At 68.1% G+C, this 16,082-nt stretch carries 14 protein-coding genes; 8 read left to right on the top strand and 6 right to left on the bottom strand.

The annotated features are described in order from the left end of the window. Positions 1-14 precede the first annotated feature (14 nt). Positions 15-1,016 carry a N5-glutamine methyltransferase family protein gene (locus tag C1A15_RS11965; RefSeq protein ID WP_101722787.1) on the top strand — a complete coding sequence of 334 codons (1,002 nt, stop codon included), beginning with the start codon at positions 15-17 and terminating at the stop codon, positions 1,014-1,016. 418 nt (positions 1,017-1,434) lie between these two features. Further along, positions 1,435-2,268, top strand: coding sequence for a purine-nucleoside phosphorylase (locus C1A15_RS11960; protein ID WP_101722786.1), 834 nt, complete (start codon positions 1,435-1,437; stop codon positions 2,266-2,268). A gap of 99 nt (positions 2,269-2,367) precedes the next feature. On the opposite strand, the gene C1A15_RS11955 is transcribed toward C1A15_RS11960, so the two are convergent. Then, positions 2,368-3,429 (bottom strand): PTS sugar transporter subunit IIC, encoded by a 1,062-nt coding sequence (locus C1A15_RS11955; protein ID WP_101722785.1) that lies wholly within the window; start codon positions 3,427-3,429, stop codon positions 2,368-2,370. 216 nt (positions 3,430-3,645) lie between these two features. Between C1A15_RS11955 and C1A15_RS11950 the strand changes: the two genes are divergently transcribed. Next, positions 3,646-4,449 (top strand): MBL fold metallo-hydrolase, encoded by an 804-nt coding sequence (locus tag C1A15_RS11950; RefSeq protein ID WP_101722784.1) that lies wholly within the window; start codon positions 3,646-3,648, stop codon positions 4,447-4,449. 47 nt (positions 4,450-4,496) lie between these two features. Here the strand turns inward: C1A15_RS11950 and C1A15_RS11945 are convergent, their stop codons facing one another. Beyond that, positions 4,497-4,913 carry a hypothetical protein gene (locus tag C1A15_RS11945; protein ID WP_101722783.1) on the bottom strand — a complete coding sequence of 139 codons (417 nt, stop codon included), beginning with the start codon at positions 4,911-4,913 and terminating at the stop codon, positions 4,497-4,499. Continuing rightward, positions 4,906-5,112, bottom strand: a complete 207-nt coding sequence (locus tag C1A15_RS11940) for a helix-turn-helix transcriptional regulator (protein ID WP_101722782.1) — start codon at positions 5,110-5,112, stop codon at positions 4,906-4,908. The genes C1A15_RS11945 and C1A15_RS11940 overlap by 8 nt, the downstream gene beginning before the upstream one ends. 327 nt (positions 5,113-5,439) lie before the next feature. Here C1A15_RS11940 and C1A15_RS17420 point away from each other — a divergent pair, with 327 nt between their 5' ends. After that, a complete protein-coding gene (locus C1A15_RS17420) occupies positions 5,440-6,069 on the top strand; it encodes a type II toxin-antitoxin system RelE/ParE family toxin (protein WP_101722781.1) in 630 nt (209 codons plus the stop codon). Here the strand turns inward: C1A15_RS17420 and C1A15_RS11930 are convergent. Together C1A15_RS11930 and C1A15_RS11925 are read right to left on the bottom strand one after the other, a co-directional pair. Further along, positions 6,023-6,934 (bottom strand): cysteine peptidase family C39 domain-containing protein, encoded by a 912-nt coding sequence (locus C1A15_RS11930; RefSeq protein ID WP_101722780.1) that lies wholly within the window; start codon positions 6,932-6,934, stop codon positions 6,023-6,025. The two genes, C1A15_RS17420 and C1A15_RS11930, sit on opposite strands and share 47 nt — an antisense overlap. A 243-nt stretch (positions 6,935-7,177) precedes the next feature. Next, positions 7,178-8,281, bottom strand: a complete 1,104-nt coding sequence (locus C1A15_RS11925) for an endonuclease/exonuclease/phosphatase family protein (RefSeq protein WP_245865012.1) — start codon at positions 8,279-8,281, stop codon at positions 7,178-7,180. A 562-nt stretch (positions 8,282-8,843) separates the two neighbouring features. Here C1A15_RS11925 and ilvD point away from each other — a divergent pair. From ilvD to ilvC, 4 genes are read left to right on the top strand one after another with little or no spacing between them, the layout of a single operon-like run. After that, a complete protein-coding gene (ilvD, locus tag C1A15_RS11920; RefSeq protein WP_101722779.1) occupies positions 8,844-10,526 on the top strand; it encodes a dihydroxy-acid dehydratase in 1,683 nt (560 codons plus the stop codon). Beyond that, entirely contained in the window at positions 10,523-12,400 is a 1,878-nt protein-coding gene (gene ilvB, locus C1A15_RS11915; protein WP_101722778.1) for a biosynthetic-type acetolactate synthase large subunit, read from the top strand. Before ilvD ends, ilvB begins: the two co-directional genes overlap by 4 nt. Then, positions 12,397-12,882: an acetolactate synthase small subunit gene (gene ilvN, locus C1A15_RS11910; RefSeq protein WP_101722777.1), complete on the top strand. Its 486-nt coding sequence runs from the start codon at positions 12,397-12,399 to the stop codon at positions 12,880-12,882. The genes ilvB and ilvN overlap by 4 nt, the downstream gene beginning before the upstream one ends. Before the next feature lie 52 nt (positions 12,883-12,934). Continuing rightward, positions 12,935-13,930, top strand: a complete 996-nt coding sequence (gene ilvC, locus C1A15_RS11905; RefSeq protein WP_101722776.1) for a ketol-acid reductoisomerase — start codon at positions 12,935-12,937, stop codon at positions 13,928-13,930. Between the two features lie 54 nt (positions 13,931-13,984). Here ilvC and C1A15_RS11900 read toward each other — a convergent pair whose 3' ends face one another. Beyond that, positions 13,985-15,889, bottom strand: a complete 1,905-nt coding sequence (locus C1A15_RS11900; RefSeq protein ID WP_180953086.1) for an FAD-dependent oxidoreductase — start codon at positions 15,887-15,889, stop codon at positions 13,985-13,987. Positions 15,890-16,082: the final 193 nt, after the last annotated feature.

Below are 16,082 nucleotides of genomic sequence, written 5' to 3'. Positions count from 1 at the left end.
CGGCGGAACCGCACGTGGCGAACGACATCTGGACCATTCAGGCCGCCCTCGATTGGACGGTGGGCTACCTCGAGCGCAAGGGCGACGAGAACCCGCGCCTGTCCGCGCAGTGGCTGCTGTCCGAGGCCACCGGCCTGCGGCGCATCGAGCTGTACGCGAACTTCGAGCAGCCTTTGTCGATGGAGGAACGCGACGTGCTGCGCGCCTACGTCACGCGCCGCGGCAAGGGCGAGCCGCTGCAGTACATCACCGGCGAGGTGGGTTTCCGGCACATCACCGTGCAGGTGCGTCCCGGCGTGCTTATCCCGCGCCCCGAGACCGAGGTCCTCGTCAGCGAGGCCTTGGCCCTGCTGCCCGCCGCGCCGAGGCGGGTGGCCGCCGATTCGATGAGTCAAAGGGACGGGGATAACGTCTCATACGCCGACGTGCGCGCCGACGACCCTTCCGAGTCCGTCGAATCGCCCGCTGTGTCCGAGCCTCCCGAGCCCTCCGAGCTCCTCGTGGCCGACCTCTGCACCGGGTCCGGCTGCATCGCCTGCTCCGTGGCCTACGAGCATCCGCTCGCGAGCGTGGTGGCCACCGACATCGCACCCGAGGCCGTCGCGCTCGCGCGCGATAACGTCGCGGCCCTCGGGCTGTCCGAGCGCGTCGACGTGCTCGCGTGTGATCTGGGGGAGGGCATCGACGACGCACTCCTGGGCGCGTTCGACCTCGTCGTGTCCAACCCGCCGTACGTGCCCACGGCCGTCATGGACGGCATCCCGCGCGAGGTGGCCGCGTTCGAGCCCGCGCTCGCGCTCGACGGTGGCGCCGACGGTCTCGACGTGCTGCGCCGCCTGCTGCCGTTCTGCCGACGCGCCCTCAAGGAGGGCGGCGCGTTCGCTTTCGAGCTGCACGAGACGTGCCTCGACGAGGCCGCGCGCCTTGCCGAGGACGCCGGCTTCAACGACGTGCGCATCGTCTCCGATCTCGCCCAACGCCCCCGCGTCCTCACGGGGCGCAAGCCCAGCGCGTAGTCGGCGGGCCGCTCGCGGCTTCGTTGGCCGGCCGTGCGCGCGTTTCGACAGGGGAATCTCCGAATTCCATGCGATTTTTTCGTTTTGCGAACGCCGAGGGGCGCCGTTGCGCGGCGCGCTCTGCAAGCGATTCTCGAAATCCCAGGTCATGACGCTGCGCGTTCCGGATGTTCTTTCTTGACGGGCGCCGGAAGCTTTCGGCGTGGCGCGATCGAGCCCCGAACGTTCGCAAAACGAAAAAATCGCTTGCCGCGAGCCGATTCGCGTGTTGAAGGCGCGCTTTTTACGAGCCGCAGGCCCCCGGCGGGCCCTCGATGCATCCTTACGCGCTCCACGTCGCTTCCGAGGCGTCTTCGGCGGAAGCGGCGCGGCCGCAGTCGGCTATAATGGGGCCAAATCGCGAACGAGGAGGAGCCTCATGCTGGAGCGGAACGTTCTTGACGACAACCTGACCCTGTCGGCCTACGTGCTGCGGCAGCGGCTGGAAGGTCGCGAGCCGAAGATCGGCCTCGTGCTGGGATCGGGCCTCAACCCGTTGGCGAACGAGATAGCCGACGCGGTGAGCATCCCCTACGTGGAGGTGCCGCGCATGAAGACGAGCACGGCCGAAGGCCACGTGGGCCGCTTCGTCTGCGGCACGCTGGGCGGGAAGTGCGTGCTGGCCATGCAGGGCCGCCTGCACGCCTACGAGGGCAACAGCGCGCAGGAGGTGGCGTACCCCGTGTGGCTCATGGATCGCCTCGGCGTGCGCACGCTCATCACCACGAACGCGGCGGGCGCGCTCAACCCGAATTACGAGGTGGGCGACTTCTGCATCATGGCCGACCAGATCAACTTCACGGGGCGCAACCCCATCGCCGCGCCCGACCCGGCGAACCTGTCCGACCGCTTCTTCTCCATGGCGGGCGCGTTCGACCCCGAGCTGCGCGCCATCGCGCACGACGTGGCCGCCGAGCGGGGCGTGCGCGTGCGGGAGGGCGTGTACCTCGGGGCGCTCGGCCCCAGCTTCGAGACGCCGGCCGAGATCCGCATGTTCCGCTCGTGGGGCGCCGACACGGTGGCCATGAGCGTGTGCGAGGAGGTCATCGCCGCGCGGCACGTGGGGATGCGCGTGCTGGGCATCTCGCTCGTGTCGAACATGGGCTGCGGCATCGAGGGCGCGAGCCCTACCGGCCTCGAAGTGCTCGACGTGGCGAAGACGCGCGAGGCCGACTTCGCCCGCCTCGTCACCGGCATCGTCGAAGAGCTGTAACGGCGTCGGGGGCTGCGGCGTGTGGACGCTGCGGCCCCTGCGCGGAGATCGCCGCGCGGACGTCGTCGCCCGCCGCGCGGTCGCCCGCGTCCGCGCGCCCTACGCTTCCAGCTTCAGGTCGCCCTCGACGATGAGGCCGGCCTTGCGCATGAGCGCGCCGACGGCCCAGGCGATGAGCGCGGGAAGCACGAAGCAGACCAGCACGAGGCCGACCCAGTCGAAGACGCCCGGCGCGGCCGCTCCGGCCTCCATGCCCGCGATCCAGCCGGTGTACACGCCGATGGGGCCCACGAGTCCGCAGGTGCCCATGCCCGAGGCTACGGCGGGGCCGTTCTGGCTGAGCTGGAACACGCAGGTGGCAAGCGGGCCGGTGATGGCCGAGGCCACGATGGCCGGCACCCAGACGAGCGGCTTCTTCACGATGTTGCCCATCTGCAGCATGGACGTCCCCAGCCCCTGGGACAGCAGGCCTCCCCAGCGGTTCTCGCGGAAGCTCAGCACGGCGAAGCCCACCATCTGGGCGCAGCAGCCGGCCAGCGCCGCCCCGCCCGCGAGCCCCGTCAGCCCGAGCGCCGCGCAGATGGCCGCCGACGAGATGGGCAGCGTGAGCGCGATGCCGATGACCACCGATACGATGACGCCCATGAAGAAGGGCTGCAGCTCGGTGGCCCACATGATGAACCCGCCCACCGACGAGGCCAGCTCTCCGATCCACGGCGCCGCGATCAGCGCCAGCCCGCAACCGCCCATGATGGCGACGGCCGGCGTGACGATGATGTCCACCTTCGTCTCTTTCGACACGGCCTTGCCCAGCTCGGAGGCGACGATGGCGATGACGAGCACCGCCAAGGGCCCGCCGGCGCCGCCCACGTCGTTGGCCGCATAGCCCACGGCTGCCAACGAGAACAGCACGAGGGGAGGGGTGCGCAGCGCGTAGCCGATGGCGACGGCCATGGCCGGCCCCGCCACGCTTTTGGCGAACGTGCCGATCTCGTTGAACGCCGCGAGGCCCGACAGATCGCCGACGGTGGTGAAGATGGTGCCTATCAGCAGCGACGCGAACAAGCCCTGCGCCATGGCCGACAGCGCGTCGATGGCGTAGCGCTGGAAGGTGATCTCGATGTCCTTGCGTTTCAAGAATGCTGCGGCTTTCGATGCCATGCGTACCCCGTCCCCTGGTTCGACCTGCATGTTCATGTGGGGAACCATAGTAGGCGATGCGGGCGGCGCGGCCAACCGCCGATTCCCGATCGGCGGCAATTCCGCCCGTGCGCGGCAAAATGTCCCCGATGGGGGCGGTCCCCATAGGGGACATTTTGCGCTCGGCGCGCGTTCGGGTACAATCGGGGGCCGACCGAGAGAGCGAGAAGAGACCCTATGAACCATCGACTTGCACTGCACGTGCTGGCAAGCGGCAGCCGCGGCAACGCGGCCGTCATCGAGAACGTCGTCACGGGCAAAGGCGTGCTTGTGGACTGCGGCATCTGCAAGCGCGATTTCCTCGCGCGCTGCGACGAAGCCGGCTTCGATCCGGCGAACCTTGAGGCCATCCTCGTCACGCACGACCACACCGACCACACGAAGGGCCTCGGCGTGGTGCTGCGCGGGCTGGCCAAGCTGGGCGTGGAGCCGGCGGTGTTCGTGGACGATGCCGTGCGCGCGGCCAGCAAGGAGATCGGGGCGCTCGAGGGGGCGTGCGACCTGCGCGCGTGCCGCGCGGGCGATGCGCTGTCGCTGGCGGGCCTGCAGGTGCACGCGTTCCGCACGTCGCACGACGCGGCGGCATCGTGCGGGTTCAGGATCGAAGGCGACGGCGACGCGGTGGGCTTCATGACCGACACGGGCATCGTCACGGGCGAGGCCGACGAGGCGCTGCACGGCGTGCGCATCCTCGCGCTCGAGAGCAACCATGACGTGGATATGCTCGAGCACGGCCCCTATCCCTACCCGGTGAAGCGCCGCGTGGGCTCCGACGTGGGGCACCTGTCGAACGTCCAGGCCGCCGAAGAGCTGGAGGGGCTGCTGAGCGGCGCGCTCGAGCAGGTGGTGGCCATGCACATCTCGCAGAACAACAACACGTACCGGCTGCCGGACGAAGCGCTGCGCGCGGTGGTCGAGCGGGCCGCGCATCCTGCCGTCGTGCGGGTGGCGTACCAGACCATGCTCGTGAGCGTCCGCTAGCGGCCCCTGCGCTCCCGTGCCCCCGAGCGGCGCGTCCGAGCCGTGCCCTACATGGTTTTCTGGAAGCGCCCGATCAGCGCGAAGTACACGACCGTGGCGACGATCTCCACGCCGATGAGCGTGAGCATCGCGGCGACGGTCATCTCCCCGATGACGTACAGCACGAGCCCGGCGATGGGCACGAGCACGCTGAGCGTTTCGAACGCGCCCAAGGCGGCCTTGCCGTTGATGGCGGCGTTGCGCTCGTCGCCCTGTTCGATGAGCTCGGTGCGCGTGGGCTTGTGGGCCAACGCGAACGCGCCGCACACGATGAGCGCCGCCGCGCACCCGGCGAAGCCCCACACGGCCTTGCCGGCGATGGGCAGGAGGGCGGACGCGCCCCCGATGTCGAGAGCGAACACGGCGGCGGCGAGCGCGCAGGCGATGCCGAGGGACAGCGTGAGAACGGCGGGCTTCTTATTCATGGTCTTCCTCCTGGTAGATGAACACGTCTTCGATCTGCATGTCGAAGCGATGGGCGATTTTGAACGCGAGCAGGATGGAGGGGTTGTAGCGCCCCTTCTCGAGCGAGCTGATGGTTTGGCGCGACACGCCCAGCTCGAGCGCGAGATCCTCCTGCTTGATGCCGCGCGCTTTGCGGATCTCCTCCAAGCGATTCTCCATGCGCGCTCCTTCCCCTGGTGCGAATAGGTAAAGCTAGCTTTCCATGCAGTATACGGGAGCGCAGCAAGAATGTAAAGTACGCTTTCCATTTTATGCCCCTGCGAGTATGTGCAGATGTGTCGATTCTGGGCGCGAATCGGCAGCCATGGCAAAATCGAGGGGCTCCCGACCTCTTTTCCGGCGACGCTGCGAACGTCATCTGGCCTTTCTCCGCCGCGAACGTGAATCCGGGACGAAATCAGTCCCGGAAATCGCCATGGGTGCCATTTTGCGCCCACCGAATGCGATCCCGGTTTCGCGTCCATCGTTGCACACCGAGGGGGCGCTATGTGTGGCAAAACCGGGTTTTTGGCAGCTTCGAGGCCATCGGAGGCGCTGTTTCGCGGTCGTGAGAATCGGCGACCTGGGGTTTTGCCCGCAAGAACTTCGGAAGGGAGCGCAGAGGCTGCCAAAAACCCGGTTTTGCCACATATAGCGCCTCCGTTTCGGGCCGACCGATCGCGGCGTCGGAAAGCAGCTCGCGGGACGACGGCCCGCGAGCGCAAATGTTTCACGGAGGGCATTCCGCTCGCGCACCGAGATGCCGGGGCACAGCTAGCGCACGGAAAAGCGGCCTCGCTACCCACAAAAACCGCCAGTGAAGCGATCCGGCCGCTTCGAAGGGCTTTCGCCGGCTTATCGCCTGGCATCTTCGCCCGCCTCGTAAAGCTGCTGTGCGACATGCCCGATCTTGGAAGGCCGTTCGATGACGACCGGCTGGTCTTCAAGGATCGCCGCAGCTGTCGGGTGGGCTCGTACCGGTTGTTCTGCTCGTATTCCGCGGATGCGCTCACCATATGGCGCGTCGTCCACGCCACGCAGGACATGGACGACGCGCCTTGGTCGCTTTGGCGGATTAAGACGTCGCGGCCTACGCGGCGGGCGTGTAGGACCACAGGCCGTCGGCCTGCGAGGTGATCTCGTCGAAGGTCCAGTGGCGGCTCGTGTGGTCGCGGCTGAGCGGGTCGACCACGGCGAGCGTGCCGTGCTCGTCGATGCCGGTGATCACGATGTAGGTGGCCGACGAGCCGAACGACCCCGCCTTCACGGAGGCGATGATGGGCCGGTCGCCCACGAGCTCGCGGCGCATGGCCAGCTCGTTCGCGTCGACTTCACGCGAGGCGAGCCCCAGCTGGGCCGCGCCCTCGGTGAGCAGCTCGGTGGCGTCGACGGAGCTTGCGTATCCGCTGCTCTGCGAGAAGGACGCCACTTCGACGGGGCCGGTGCCCACGTCGCCCGTCGCTTCGATATGCACCATGGCCAGGCACATCGGCGCGGCGCCCGCGTCTCCGATGGTTCCGGATCCGTAGGGGCGATCGGCCCACTGCGGGTCGTCTTGATACAGCACGGGAACGGTTCCCTGCTCCCACGACGACTGCGGCGTGCTCAGGCTCGCGCCGTTCGCGGAGGTGGCGGCGCTTGCCGACCCGATGAGGGGGAACGCGCCTTCGTCGATCGCGCCGGTGAGGGCGCGCGCGGCGAAGATGCCGAGAAGCGCCGACAGGACGGCGACGACCGCCATGACGAGCACCGCCTTGAGCGCGCGCTGCCACTCGAAGCTCCGGCTCGCCTGATGGGCGGCGGCGGTGGTGCGGGCGCATACGGGGCGCACCGCCTCGGAGGGCGCGTAGGTTCTGATGCAGGTGGAGCGTTTCGGCGCGGACGCGTAGCGGATGCCGTGCGTGCGGTTGGGGAGGCAGCGGCGTTCCGTCGCGTACGGGTCGGTGCGGTAATCGGAGCTGGCGCTTTGGGATACGAAGTAGAGTAAGCCTCGATACGGCATGAACGCCTCCTTTCATGATGGGGTGCTGAGACGGGCCAAGCCCCTTGGCGCATGTCGCGGTTGCGGGGCTTTCGTGGTAGGTGAGTGTACTGCCCGTGCGAACTTGCGCATGCGAGCTGGGGCAACCGTTTCCCCGACATGAGCGATCGGTCAGCAATCCGACATGTTTTCGGCGCGTTTGCAGCGTATTCGATTTGAGGAGGACGACGTGCGAGGCGGGATGGACGGGGGCACCCGCCTCGGCTACCCCGCCACCCAGGTTCCGAGCAGCGCGAAATGATCCGTGCCCTGCACGTTAACGGTTTCGAGGCCGCCTACGGACATGCCGCTGTTCTTGGAGTAGACGATGTGGTCGATCTCGATCATGGGCGGCACCGGCACCATGGCGTAGTGCGGCTCGGAGGGGTAGGTCATGTGGAAGCCCTCGCCTGCCTGTTGCGAGGCGTCCACGAGGGCGTCGCCGAGCATCTTGCGATAGCGCGAGTGGTCCCATGTCGAGTTGAAGTCGCCCATGATCAGGTATTCGTCGTCGTAGCGGCGCAGCGTGCCCAGGTTGGCGAGGCTTTCGTTCCAGAAGCCCCGCGCGCCCGTCTTGGGAGAGGCGGGGTGCGCGCTGACGAGGCGCACCGGACGGCCCCCGGCGACGATCGTGCAGGCGGGCACGGCGGATCCCGTGACGGGCAGGATGCTGTCGGACGCGTCGCTCGCGGGCGCGAGCGCGTAGATGACGTTGATGCCGCCGTTGTCTTCGGATCCCGCCGCGCCGAGGATGCGCGTAGGCAGCAGCTCGTCGAGGCCGGCCGCCGAGAGCCGTTCGATGAGCGAGGCGCTGACCTCCTGGAGGGCGAGCACCTCGACGCGCTGGTCGCGGACGATCGAGACGATCTGGCCCGCGTCGGCGTTGCCGTTCTTCGTGTTGAGGGTCATGATGCGCATGACGGCGTCGTCGGAGGTCCGCTCGGGCACGGGCCGCGTCGCCTCGTCGGCGATGTGGGGCGCGGGCAGGAAGAAGCCCGCATGCCAGACGATTTGGCAGGCGAGGCACAGAGCGGTTGCCGCGAAGAGCGCCTTGCGCCTGCTCAGCGCTGCGATGATGAGCATGATGGCGCTCGGTATGGCCAGCCAGGGCACGAACGCGGCGGCCTCGGGTATCAGCCGGCCGTTGCTCAGGACGGAAGGCGCGAAGCGGGTCGCCATGATCGCGGCCACGCACGCGGTCGCGGCCCATAGGACGACCGAGAGCGCCGTGCGAACGGATGAGCGGCGGCTTCGAGCCGCCCGCGTCGCCGTCCCGTCCGTCGCTTCTTCGTCCATGCCCGTTCCCGCCTTGTCGTCGATGATCGTCATGAGCCCCAATCTATCATTCGATCCGTCATCGGGCCCGGCGAATCGTCGCCTGATCCCCAAACGTCAGCGAATGCCCATGCGTCCCGCGGCTCGATAGGCGTTCTGCGGCGGATATCCCAGTCCCTCCATGTGAATTTCCCGCATAAACGCTTCGACCGTCAAAGTTTTTCTTGCATCCGGCGAGTGCGGGGGTATACTTTCTCCCACAAGTTCATAGATGAAATGCGATGACGAGGACAGTAGGGACGAATCCATCTCAAGAGAGCCGGCGGATGCTGCGAGCCGGCGGTGGACGGTCCGAACGCCCCCTCCGAGCAGTTCAGCTGAACGCAGCGGACACGCAACGGACGATCTCCGGGTGCAGCCGCGGCAAGTAACCTGAACCGGCGACTCCGTTATCAGTCCGATACGAGCCTCGCTCGAGTGCCGCGCATAGGCGGCGCCACGGCAGCTCGCTTCTCTCTGAGGTCCTGGTGCAGGTTGCTTGCAGCAGGATTTTTTTATGGGCGGAACCCGGCGGGCGGCACCAGCCGACCGGGCATCCAGAGAGAAGGGATCGGACATGCAGCTACGCAGCGATGCCGTACGATGCGGCACGGCGCGCGCCCCTCACCGCAGCCTGCTCAAGGCCGACGGGATCACCGACGAGGAGATGGAGCGGCCGCTCGTCGCCGTCTTCAACTCCCGAAACGACATCATCCCGGGGCACAACAACCTCGACAAGATCGCCGAGGCCGTGAAGGCCGGCATCTACATGGCCGGCGGCGTGCCGTTCGAGATCTCGACCATCGGCGTGTGCGACGGCATCGCCATGAACCACGACGGCATGCACTACTCCCTCGTGTCGCGCGAGGCCATCGCCGACTCGCTGGAGTGCGCGGTGCAGGGCCACGCCTTCGACGCGCTCGTGTGCATCCCGAACTGCGATAAGATCGTGCCGGGCATGCTGCTGGGCGCGCTGCGCGTGAACATCCCCACGGTATTCGTGTCGGGCGGCCCGATGCTCGCCGGAAAGCAGCCGGGCGGATGCGGCCCCTCCACCGACCTCAACACGCTGTTCGACGGCGCGGCGCGCGTGCTCAACGGCACGATGACCGAAGACGAGCTCAAATCGTACGAGGACACGGCGTGCCCCACCTGCGGCAGCTGCTCGGGCATGTTCACGGCGAACTCCATGAACTGCCTGTGCGAGGCCCTCGGCATCGCGCTTCCCGGCAACGGCACCATCCCCGCGGTGTACTCCGAGCGCATCCGCTTGGCGAAGCATGCGGGCATGAAGGTGATGGAGCTCTTGGAGCAGGGGGTCTGCGCGCGCGACATCGTGAGCGAGGCCGCCATCCACAACGCCATGGAGTGCGACATGGCCTTCGGCGGCTCCACGAACACGGTGCTGCACCTCACGGCCGTCGCCCGCGAGGCGGGCCATCCCATCACGATGGACGATTGGGACGCGGCGAGCGCGCGCACGCCGCACCTCGTGAAGCTCGCGCCCTCGGGCCCGCGCCCGCTCACCGACCTGTACGAGGTGGGAGGCGTGCCCGTGGTCGTGGCGGAGCTCGACCGCTTAGGGCTCATCGACCGAAGCGCGCTCACCTGCATGGGCCCGATGGGGGACTACCTCGACTACATGCACGCGGCCTGCGCCGGCGCGGACGGCGAGGTATGCCGCACGCACGACAACCCGTTCAGCCCGTCGGGCGCGCTCAAGGTGCTGCACGGCAACATCGCTCCCGACGGCGCCATCGTGAAGAAGTCGGCCGTCGATCCCTCGATGATGACGCATACCGGCCCTGCGCGCTGCTTCGACAGCGAAGAGGAGGCCTGCGCCGCCATCAACGCCGGGAAGATCGTGGCGGGCGACGTGGTGGTCATCCGCTACGAAGGGCCGAAGGGCGGCCCGGGCATGCGCGAGATGCTGACGCCCACCTCGTCCATCGTGGGGATGGGCCTGTCCACGAGCGTGGCGCTCATCACCGACGGGCGCTTCTCGGGCGCGACGAAGGGCCCTGCCGTGGGACACGTGAGCCCCGAGGCCGCAGCTGGCGGCCCCATCGCGCTCATCGAGGAGGGCGACCAGGTGACGGTGGACATCGAGGGCGGCGCGCTCACGCTGGGCGTGGACGATGCCGAGCTCGAACGCCGCCGCGCGGCCTGGACGCCGCCGGCGCCGAAGCACGATTATGGCGTGCTCGCGAAGTACGCGAAGCTCGTCTCATCCGCAGACAAGGGGGCGTATGTGTCATGACCAACGCACGCAGCACCTCAACCGACGACGCCGCGCCTCGTCCGACGCAGGCCAACGCCACCGCAGCCGGCGCGTCGCGCGGCCTGGGCAGCCGGACGCCCAAGCAAGGCGCTACCATGATCGGCGCCGAGGCCGTCGTGGCCTCGCTCGAGGCCGAGGGCGTCGACCTCGTGTTCGGCTATCCGGGCGGCCAGGCCATCAAGATATACGATGCGCTGTACGACTCCGACCAGATCAAGCACGTGCTGGCGCGCCACGAACAGGGCGCCGTGCACGAGGCCGACGGCTATGCGCGCGCCACGGGCAACGTGGGCGTGGCCATCGTCACGAGCGGCCCGGGCGCCACGAACACGGTGACGGGCATCGCGACGGCCTACATGGACAGCGTGCCGCTCGTGGTGATCACGGGCCAGGTGCCGCGCGGCGTCATCGGCACCGACTCGTTCCAGGAGTCCGACATCGTGGGCATCACCATGCCGGTGGTCAAGCACAGCTACCTGCTGCAATCCACCGAGGAGCTGACGCGGACGTTCCGCGAGGCGTTCCATATCGCCAAGACCGGGCGCCCCGGCCCCGTGCTCATCGACATCCCGTCCGACCTGGCCAGCGAACGCATGGTGTTCGACTATCCCGACGACGTGAACCTGCCGTCGTACAAGCCCACCTACCGCGGCAACGCCAAGCAGATCAAGCAGGCCGTCGCGCGCATCGGCCGGGCCGAGCGCCCCGTGCTGTACGTGGGCGGCGGCACCGTGTCGTCGGGCGCGTCCGAGGAGCTCAAGGAGCTCGCCGAGCTCATGCAGATCCCCGTGGTCACCACGCTCATGGGCAAGGGCGCGTTCCCCGCGTCGCATCAGCTGAACCTGGGGCCCGTGGGCATGCACGGCTCGAAGTACGCGAACCTCGCCATGACCGAGAGCGACCTGATCATCGCGGCGGGCGCGCGCTTCTCCGACCGCGTGACGGGCAAGCTCGACGAGTTCGCGCCGCATGCCGACGTCATCCACATCGACATCGATCCGGCCGAGATCGGCAAGGTGCGCGAGGTGCAGGTGCCCATCGTCGGCGACCTCAAGGGCGTGCTCGGCGGCATCGTGGCGAGCCTTCGGAAGGAGGGCGCGCAACCGAACACGGGCGACTGGGTGGCGCAGATCTCCGCGTGGCGCACGCGCTACCCGTTCTACCATCCCGGCGTGGGCGACGATCCGGACGAGATCGTCCCCGAAGTGGTGCTGAAGAAGCTCTCCGAGCTGCTCGACCCGCAGAAAAGCGTCGTCGTGACCGAGGTGGGGCAGCACCAGATGTGGGCCGCTCAGAGCGTGGACCGCGAGGCGCCGCGCAGCTTCATCTCCTCGGGCGGCCTCGGCACGATGGGATTCGGCTTCCCGGCCGCCATCGGCTCGGCCATCGGCTGCCCGGACAAGCAGGTGGTGTGCGTGGCGGGCGACGGATCGTTCCAGATGAACAGCCAGGAGATGGCCACGGCGGGCATCCATCGCGTGCCGGTGAAGGTGCTCATCCTGGACAACCGCTGCCTCGGCATGGTGCACCAGTGGCAGAAGCTGTTCTACGACGAGCGCTACTCCTCGACGCTCCTGGACGCGAACCCCGACTTCGTGAAGCTGGCCGATGCGTACGGCTGGCAGGCCGAGCGTGTGGAGAAGCCCGCCGACGTGGAGGCGGCGCTCGAGCGCATGCTGGCGGCCGAGGGCCCGTACCTCTTGGACGTGGCCATCTCGCGCGATCAGAACGTGTATCCCATGGTGGCGCCGGGCCGCGCGCTCGACGAGGTGATCGGCGCCATCGACGTGGCCGTGGGAGCCGTGCGCACCGACGTGCCCGACGGAGAAGACGAGAAGGGGGGCGCGCGATGAAGCACATCCTGTCCGTCCTGGTGGAGAACAAGCCGGGCGTGCTGTCGCGCGTGACCGGCCTCATCTCGCGGCGCGGCTTCAACATCGAATCGCTGTCGGTGGGCCCCACCGAAGATCCCACCATGTCGCGCGTCACGGCCATCGTGAAGGCCGACGACGTGGCCTACGAGCAGATCACCAAGCAGCTGCACAAGCTGATCAGCGTGCACAAGATCACCGACCTCACCAACGACGCGGCCATCGAGCGCGAGCTCGTGCTGTTCAAGGTGAACGCCCAGCCCGATCGCCGCAACGAGATCATCGAGATCGCCAACGTGTTCCGTGCGAAGATCGTGGACGTGGGCAAAAGCTCGCTGACCATCGAAGCCACGGGCGACGAGAGCAAGCTCAAGGGCATGGAGGACCTCTTCCGCGCCTACGGCATCAAGGAGATCACCCGCACCGGCAAGATCGCCATGTCCCGCAACAGCAAGGACGTGTAAGGCGCGAACGCGCATGCCCCAGTAACCTCAGCCAACAGAAAGGAAAACCGACATGGCTGTTACGATCTACCACGAGAACGACGCGAACCCCCAGCTCATCCAAGACAAGAAGGTGGCCATCATCGGGTATGGAAGCCAGGGCCACGCCCACGCGCTCAACCTGAAGGACTCGGGGGTCGACGTGCGCGTGGGCCTGCGCGAGGACTCGCGCTCGCGGTCCAAGGCCGAGGAGGCGGGCCTCAAGGTGATGAGCGTCGCCGACGCCGCCGCGGAAGCCGATTTCATCATGATCCTCACGCCCGACGAGACCCAGGCCGCAACCTACGAGGCGGAGATCGCGCCGAACCTGAACCCGGGCGACACCCTCGCGTTCGCGCACGGCTTCAACATCCACTTCGGCTACATCGAGCCGCCTGCGGACGTGGACGTCGTCATGATCGCGCCGAAGGGCCCGGGCCACATGGTGCGCCGCGTGTTCACCGAGGGCGCGGGCGTGCCGTGCCTCATCTGCGTGCAGCAGGATGCGTCGGGGCAGGCCTTGGACGTGGCGCTGTCCTACGCGTGGGGCATCGGCGGGGCGCGCGCCGGCGTCATCGAGACCACGTTCAAGAACGAGACGGAAACCGACCTGTTCGGCGAGCAGGCGGTGCTCTGCGGCGGCGTGACGGCCCTCATCAACGCTGGTTTCGAGACGCTCGTCGAGGCGGGCTACCCGCCCGAGATGGCCTACTTCGAGTGCTTCCACGAGATGAAGCTCATCGTGGATCTCATGTACGAGGGCGGCATGTCGAACATGCGCTACTCCATCTCGAACACGGCCGAGTACGGCGACTACTACGCCGGCCCCCAGGTGATCACCGACGAGGCGAAGGCCGCGATGAAGACCGTTCTCGAGCGCATCCAGGACGGCAGCTTCGCCCACGAGTTCATGGAGGACTCCAAGAACGGCCAGGCGTGGCTCAAGGAGCAGCGCATGGAGCATGGCAACGCCCAGATCGAGGAAGTGGGCGCCAACATCCGCTCGATGTTCAGCTTCGCGCGGAGGTAGAACGCGCCTCGCCGCCCCCCGGCGCGCGCGGGATGCGCGCCGGGGGGCGGACGGCTAGCCCGCGATCGTCTTCCCGGCCGCGACGCCGTCGGCTATGCTGCCGACGCCGGCGATGGTGTTGCGCGCCTCTCCGGCCACGTACAGCCCCGGGATGGGGGCTCCCGACTCGTCGAGCGCCTCGTGCGTTTCGTCGTCGGCCGTGATGCCGCCGAGCGTGATATGGGCGGCCCAGGTGGCGGGGGAGGCGAAGAACGGCGGCTCCTCCACGGAGCTCAGCTCGGTGTAGATGTAGCGGCCGAACTCGTCGTCCTCGCCGGCGGCCGCCGCCTCGTTGAACGCGCCGATCGTTTCCTCGAGCACGGCGGGGTCGCAGCCCATCTGCCGGGCGAGTTCCCCGATCGTGTCGGCTTTGAACAGCTGCTTGGTGCGCAAGAGCGTCTCCTGGCGCTCGGCGGAGGGGTAGTCGGCGCACTTGCTGTCGCAGACGAAGAAGCAGAAGCTGTCGGTCTGGCGCATGAGCGCGTCGGCGATGGTGAAGCGGTCGGTGGTCTCGTCGACGAAGCGCCTGCCCTCCTTGTTCACCACGGGGCTGTCGCCGAACGCGCCCATGATGTCCTCGGCCGACAGCGTGATGGGGCTGTTGAAGGGGAACAGCATCTGGTTGCCCATGTCGGCCACCCCCGCGCCCAGCGCCGTCGCCATGCGCACGCCGTCGCCCGTGTGGCCGTTCACGTTCGTCGTGGCGATGGCCGCGTCGGGGAAGTTCCACGTGGTGTTGTACTTCTTGAGCAAGTCCGAGTTGCCGGAGAACCCGCCGGTGGCGATCAGCACGCGCGGCGCCGCGATGGCGTACGTCGTGCCGTCCTCGGCCGTGGCGGTCACGCCGGATACCGCGCCTCCCTCCGCGAGGATGTCGTCGGCGGCGGTGGCCAGCAGCACCTGCACCCCGAGGTCCTGGGTGGCCAGCACCTCGTCGAAGAAGTCGAAGTAGCCTTCGCCGCCCACGCCCGTCGTGGGGTTCGACCAGCGGGGGTAGGTGTAGCCGGTGATGGCGTGCAGGGGCGTGGCCCACTCGAAGCCCAGCTCGGTCATCCAATCGTTGAGCACCGAGATGTTGCGGGCCACGGGCAGGTAGGCGTCGACGGGCATGCCCTCGCCCGTGGTGGCGGCGAAATCGAGCGCGTAGAAGTTCGGGGAGTCGAACAGCTTCGTGCCGCCCGAGGCGCGGTAGGCGTCGTATTCGGCCTGCACCTGGGCGACGAACGCAGGGTCGGTCTCGGCCGCCGCGTCGCTTGCCAGCACGTCTTCGACGTAGCGATGGAACTCGGCCGTCATCTCGGGCCGGTCGGCGTCCGGCGCGGTGAGGTACTCCAGGTAGCCGCCCGACACGAGGCAGTTGCCGCCGATGTTCGAGTTCTTCTCCAACACGACGACCCGCTTGCCGCCCTGCGCCGCCGCGATGGCCCCGCCCATGCCCGCGGCTCCGGCGCCGATGACCACGACGTCGGCTTCGAGGTCGACGCGCTCGCCTGAGGGTTCCGAGGCTCCGACGCGCTTGAGGGCGCTCGCGTTGCCGCCCGCCTGCTCCACGCACGCGGCGGCCGCTTGCACGATGCCCATGCTCGTGAGGGTCGCGCCCGTGACCGCGTCGACGCCGAGGCCCTGCGCGGCCACGATGCGCTCGGGGATTCGCTCGATGGCGGGCGCCGCGATGCGCTCGGTGTCGGCGCTCTGCACGACGCGCACCGCCTCGATCGCCGTGGCGGAGAAGTCGGCTTCCACGACGATCTTGTCGAACTTGCCCTCGGCCTCGCCCGTGTACGTGCCCGCTCGGAACGACCCCTCCGCGCCCGGCGCCTTCGGCGCGCAGCCGGCCAACCCGAACACGGCCACCTGCACCCCGGCGAGCGCCGTCGCGCCCAAAAACGTTCGTCTGCTGATGCCTCGATGCTTCTGCATGCTGTCCATGATCTCCTCGTCCGTTTCCCTCGGGCAGGAGGCGTCCCGCCCCCGGCGTTTGACGGTTCCGACCATACCCGCGGCAGCGTGCGCCGCGTACACCCCAAAGGTGGGTTTCTCGGGATTTCGCAGGTTGAGCCCTTGGTTCGGGCGGTTTCGCACTATCATGGACTCGTTGCGCTCTTCAAGCGCG

This window comes from Eggerthella timonensis (genome assembly GCF_900184265.1).
In the GTDB taxonomy this organism is placed as follows: Bacteria; Actinomycetota; Coriobacteriia; order Coriobacteriales; family Eggerthellaceae; genus Eggerthella; species Eggerthella timonensis.
The sequence above is the reverse complement of the archived record's forward strand: the minus strand, read 5'-3'. Positions and strand labels throughout refer to the sequence as shown.

Excerpts from the sequence above, each read along its gene's own strand:
- C1A15_RS11960 (WP_101722786.1), top strand. The coding sequence starts at position 1,435 with ATGCTGGAGCGGAACGTTCTTGACGACAACCTGACCCTGTCGGCCTAC.
- C1A15_RS11955 (WP_101722785.1), bottom strand. The coding sequence starts at position 3,429 with ATGGCATCGAAAGCCGCAGCATTCTTGAAACGCAAGGACATCGAGATC.
- C1A15_RS11950 (WP_101722784.1), top strand. The coding sequence starts at position 3,646 with ATGAACCATCGACTTGCACTGCACGTGCTGGCAAGCGGCAGCCGCGGC.
- C1A15_RS11945 (WP_101722783.1), bottom strand. The coding sequence starts at position 4,913 with ATGAATAAGAAGCCCGCCGTTCTCACGCTGTCCCTCGGCATCGCCTGC.
- C1A15_RS11940 (WP_101722782.1), bottom strand. The coding sequence starts at position 5,112 with ATGGAGAATCGCTTGGAGGAGATCCGCAAAGCGCGCGGCATCAAGCAG.
- C1A15_RS17420 (WP_101722781.1), top strand. The coding sequence starts at position 5,440 with ATGTGTGGCAAAACCGGGTTTTTGGCAGCTTCGAGGCCATCGGAGGCG.
- C1A15_RS11930 (WP_101722780.1), bottom strand. The coding sequence starts at position 6,934 with ATGCCGTATCGAGGCTTACTCTACTTCGTATCCCAAAGCGCCAGCTCC.
- C1A15_RS11925 (WP_245865012.1), bottom strand. The coding sequence starts at position 8,281 with ATGACGATCATCGACGACAAGGCGGGAACGGGCATGGACGAAGAAGCG.
- ilvD (WP_101722779.1), top strand. The coding sequence starts at position 8,844 with ATGCAGCTACGCAGCGATGCCGTACGATGCGGCACGGCGCGCGCCCCT.
- ilvB (WP_101722778.1), top strand. The coding sequence starts at position 10,523 with ATGACCAACGCACGCAGCACCTCAACCGACGACGCCGCGCCTCGTCCG.
- ilvN (WP_101722777.1), top strand. The coding sequence starts at position 12,397 with ATGAAGCACATCCTGTCCGTCCTGGTGGAGAACAAGCCGGGCGTGCTG.
- ilvC (WP_101722776.1), top strand. The coding sequence starts at position 12,935 with ATGGCTGTTACGATCTACCACGAGAACGACGCGAACCCCCAGCTCATC.
- C1A15_RS11900 (WP_180953086.1), bottom strand. The coding sequence starts at position 15,889 with ATGCAGAAGCATCGAGGCATCAGCAGACGAACGTTTTTGGGCGCGACG.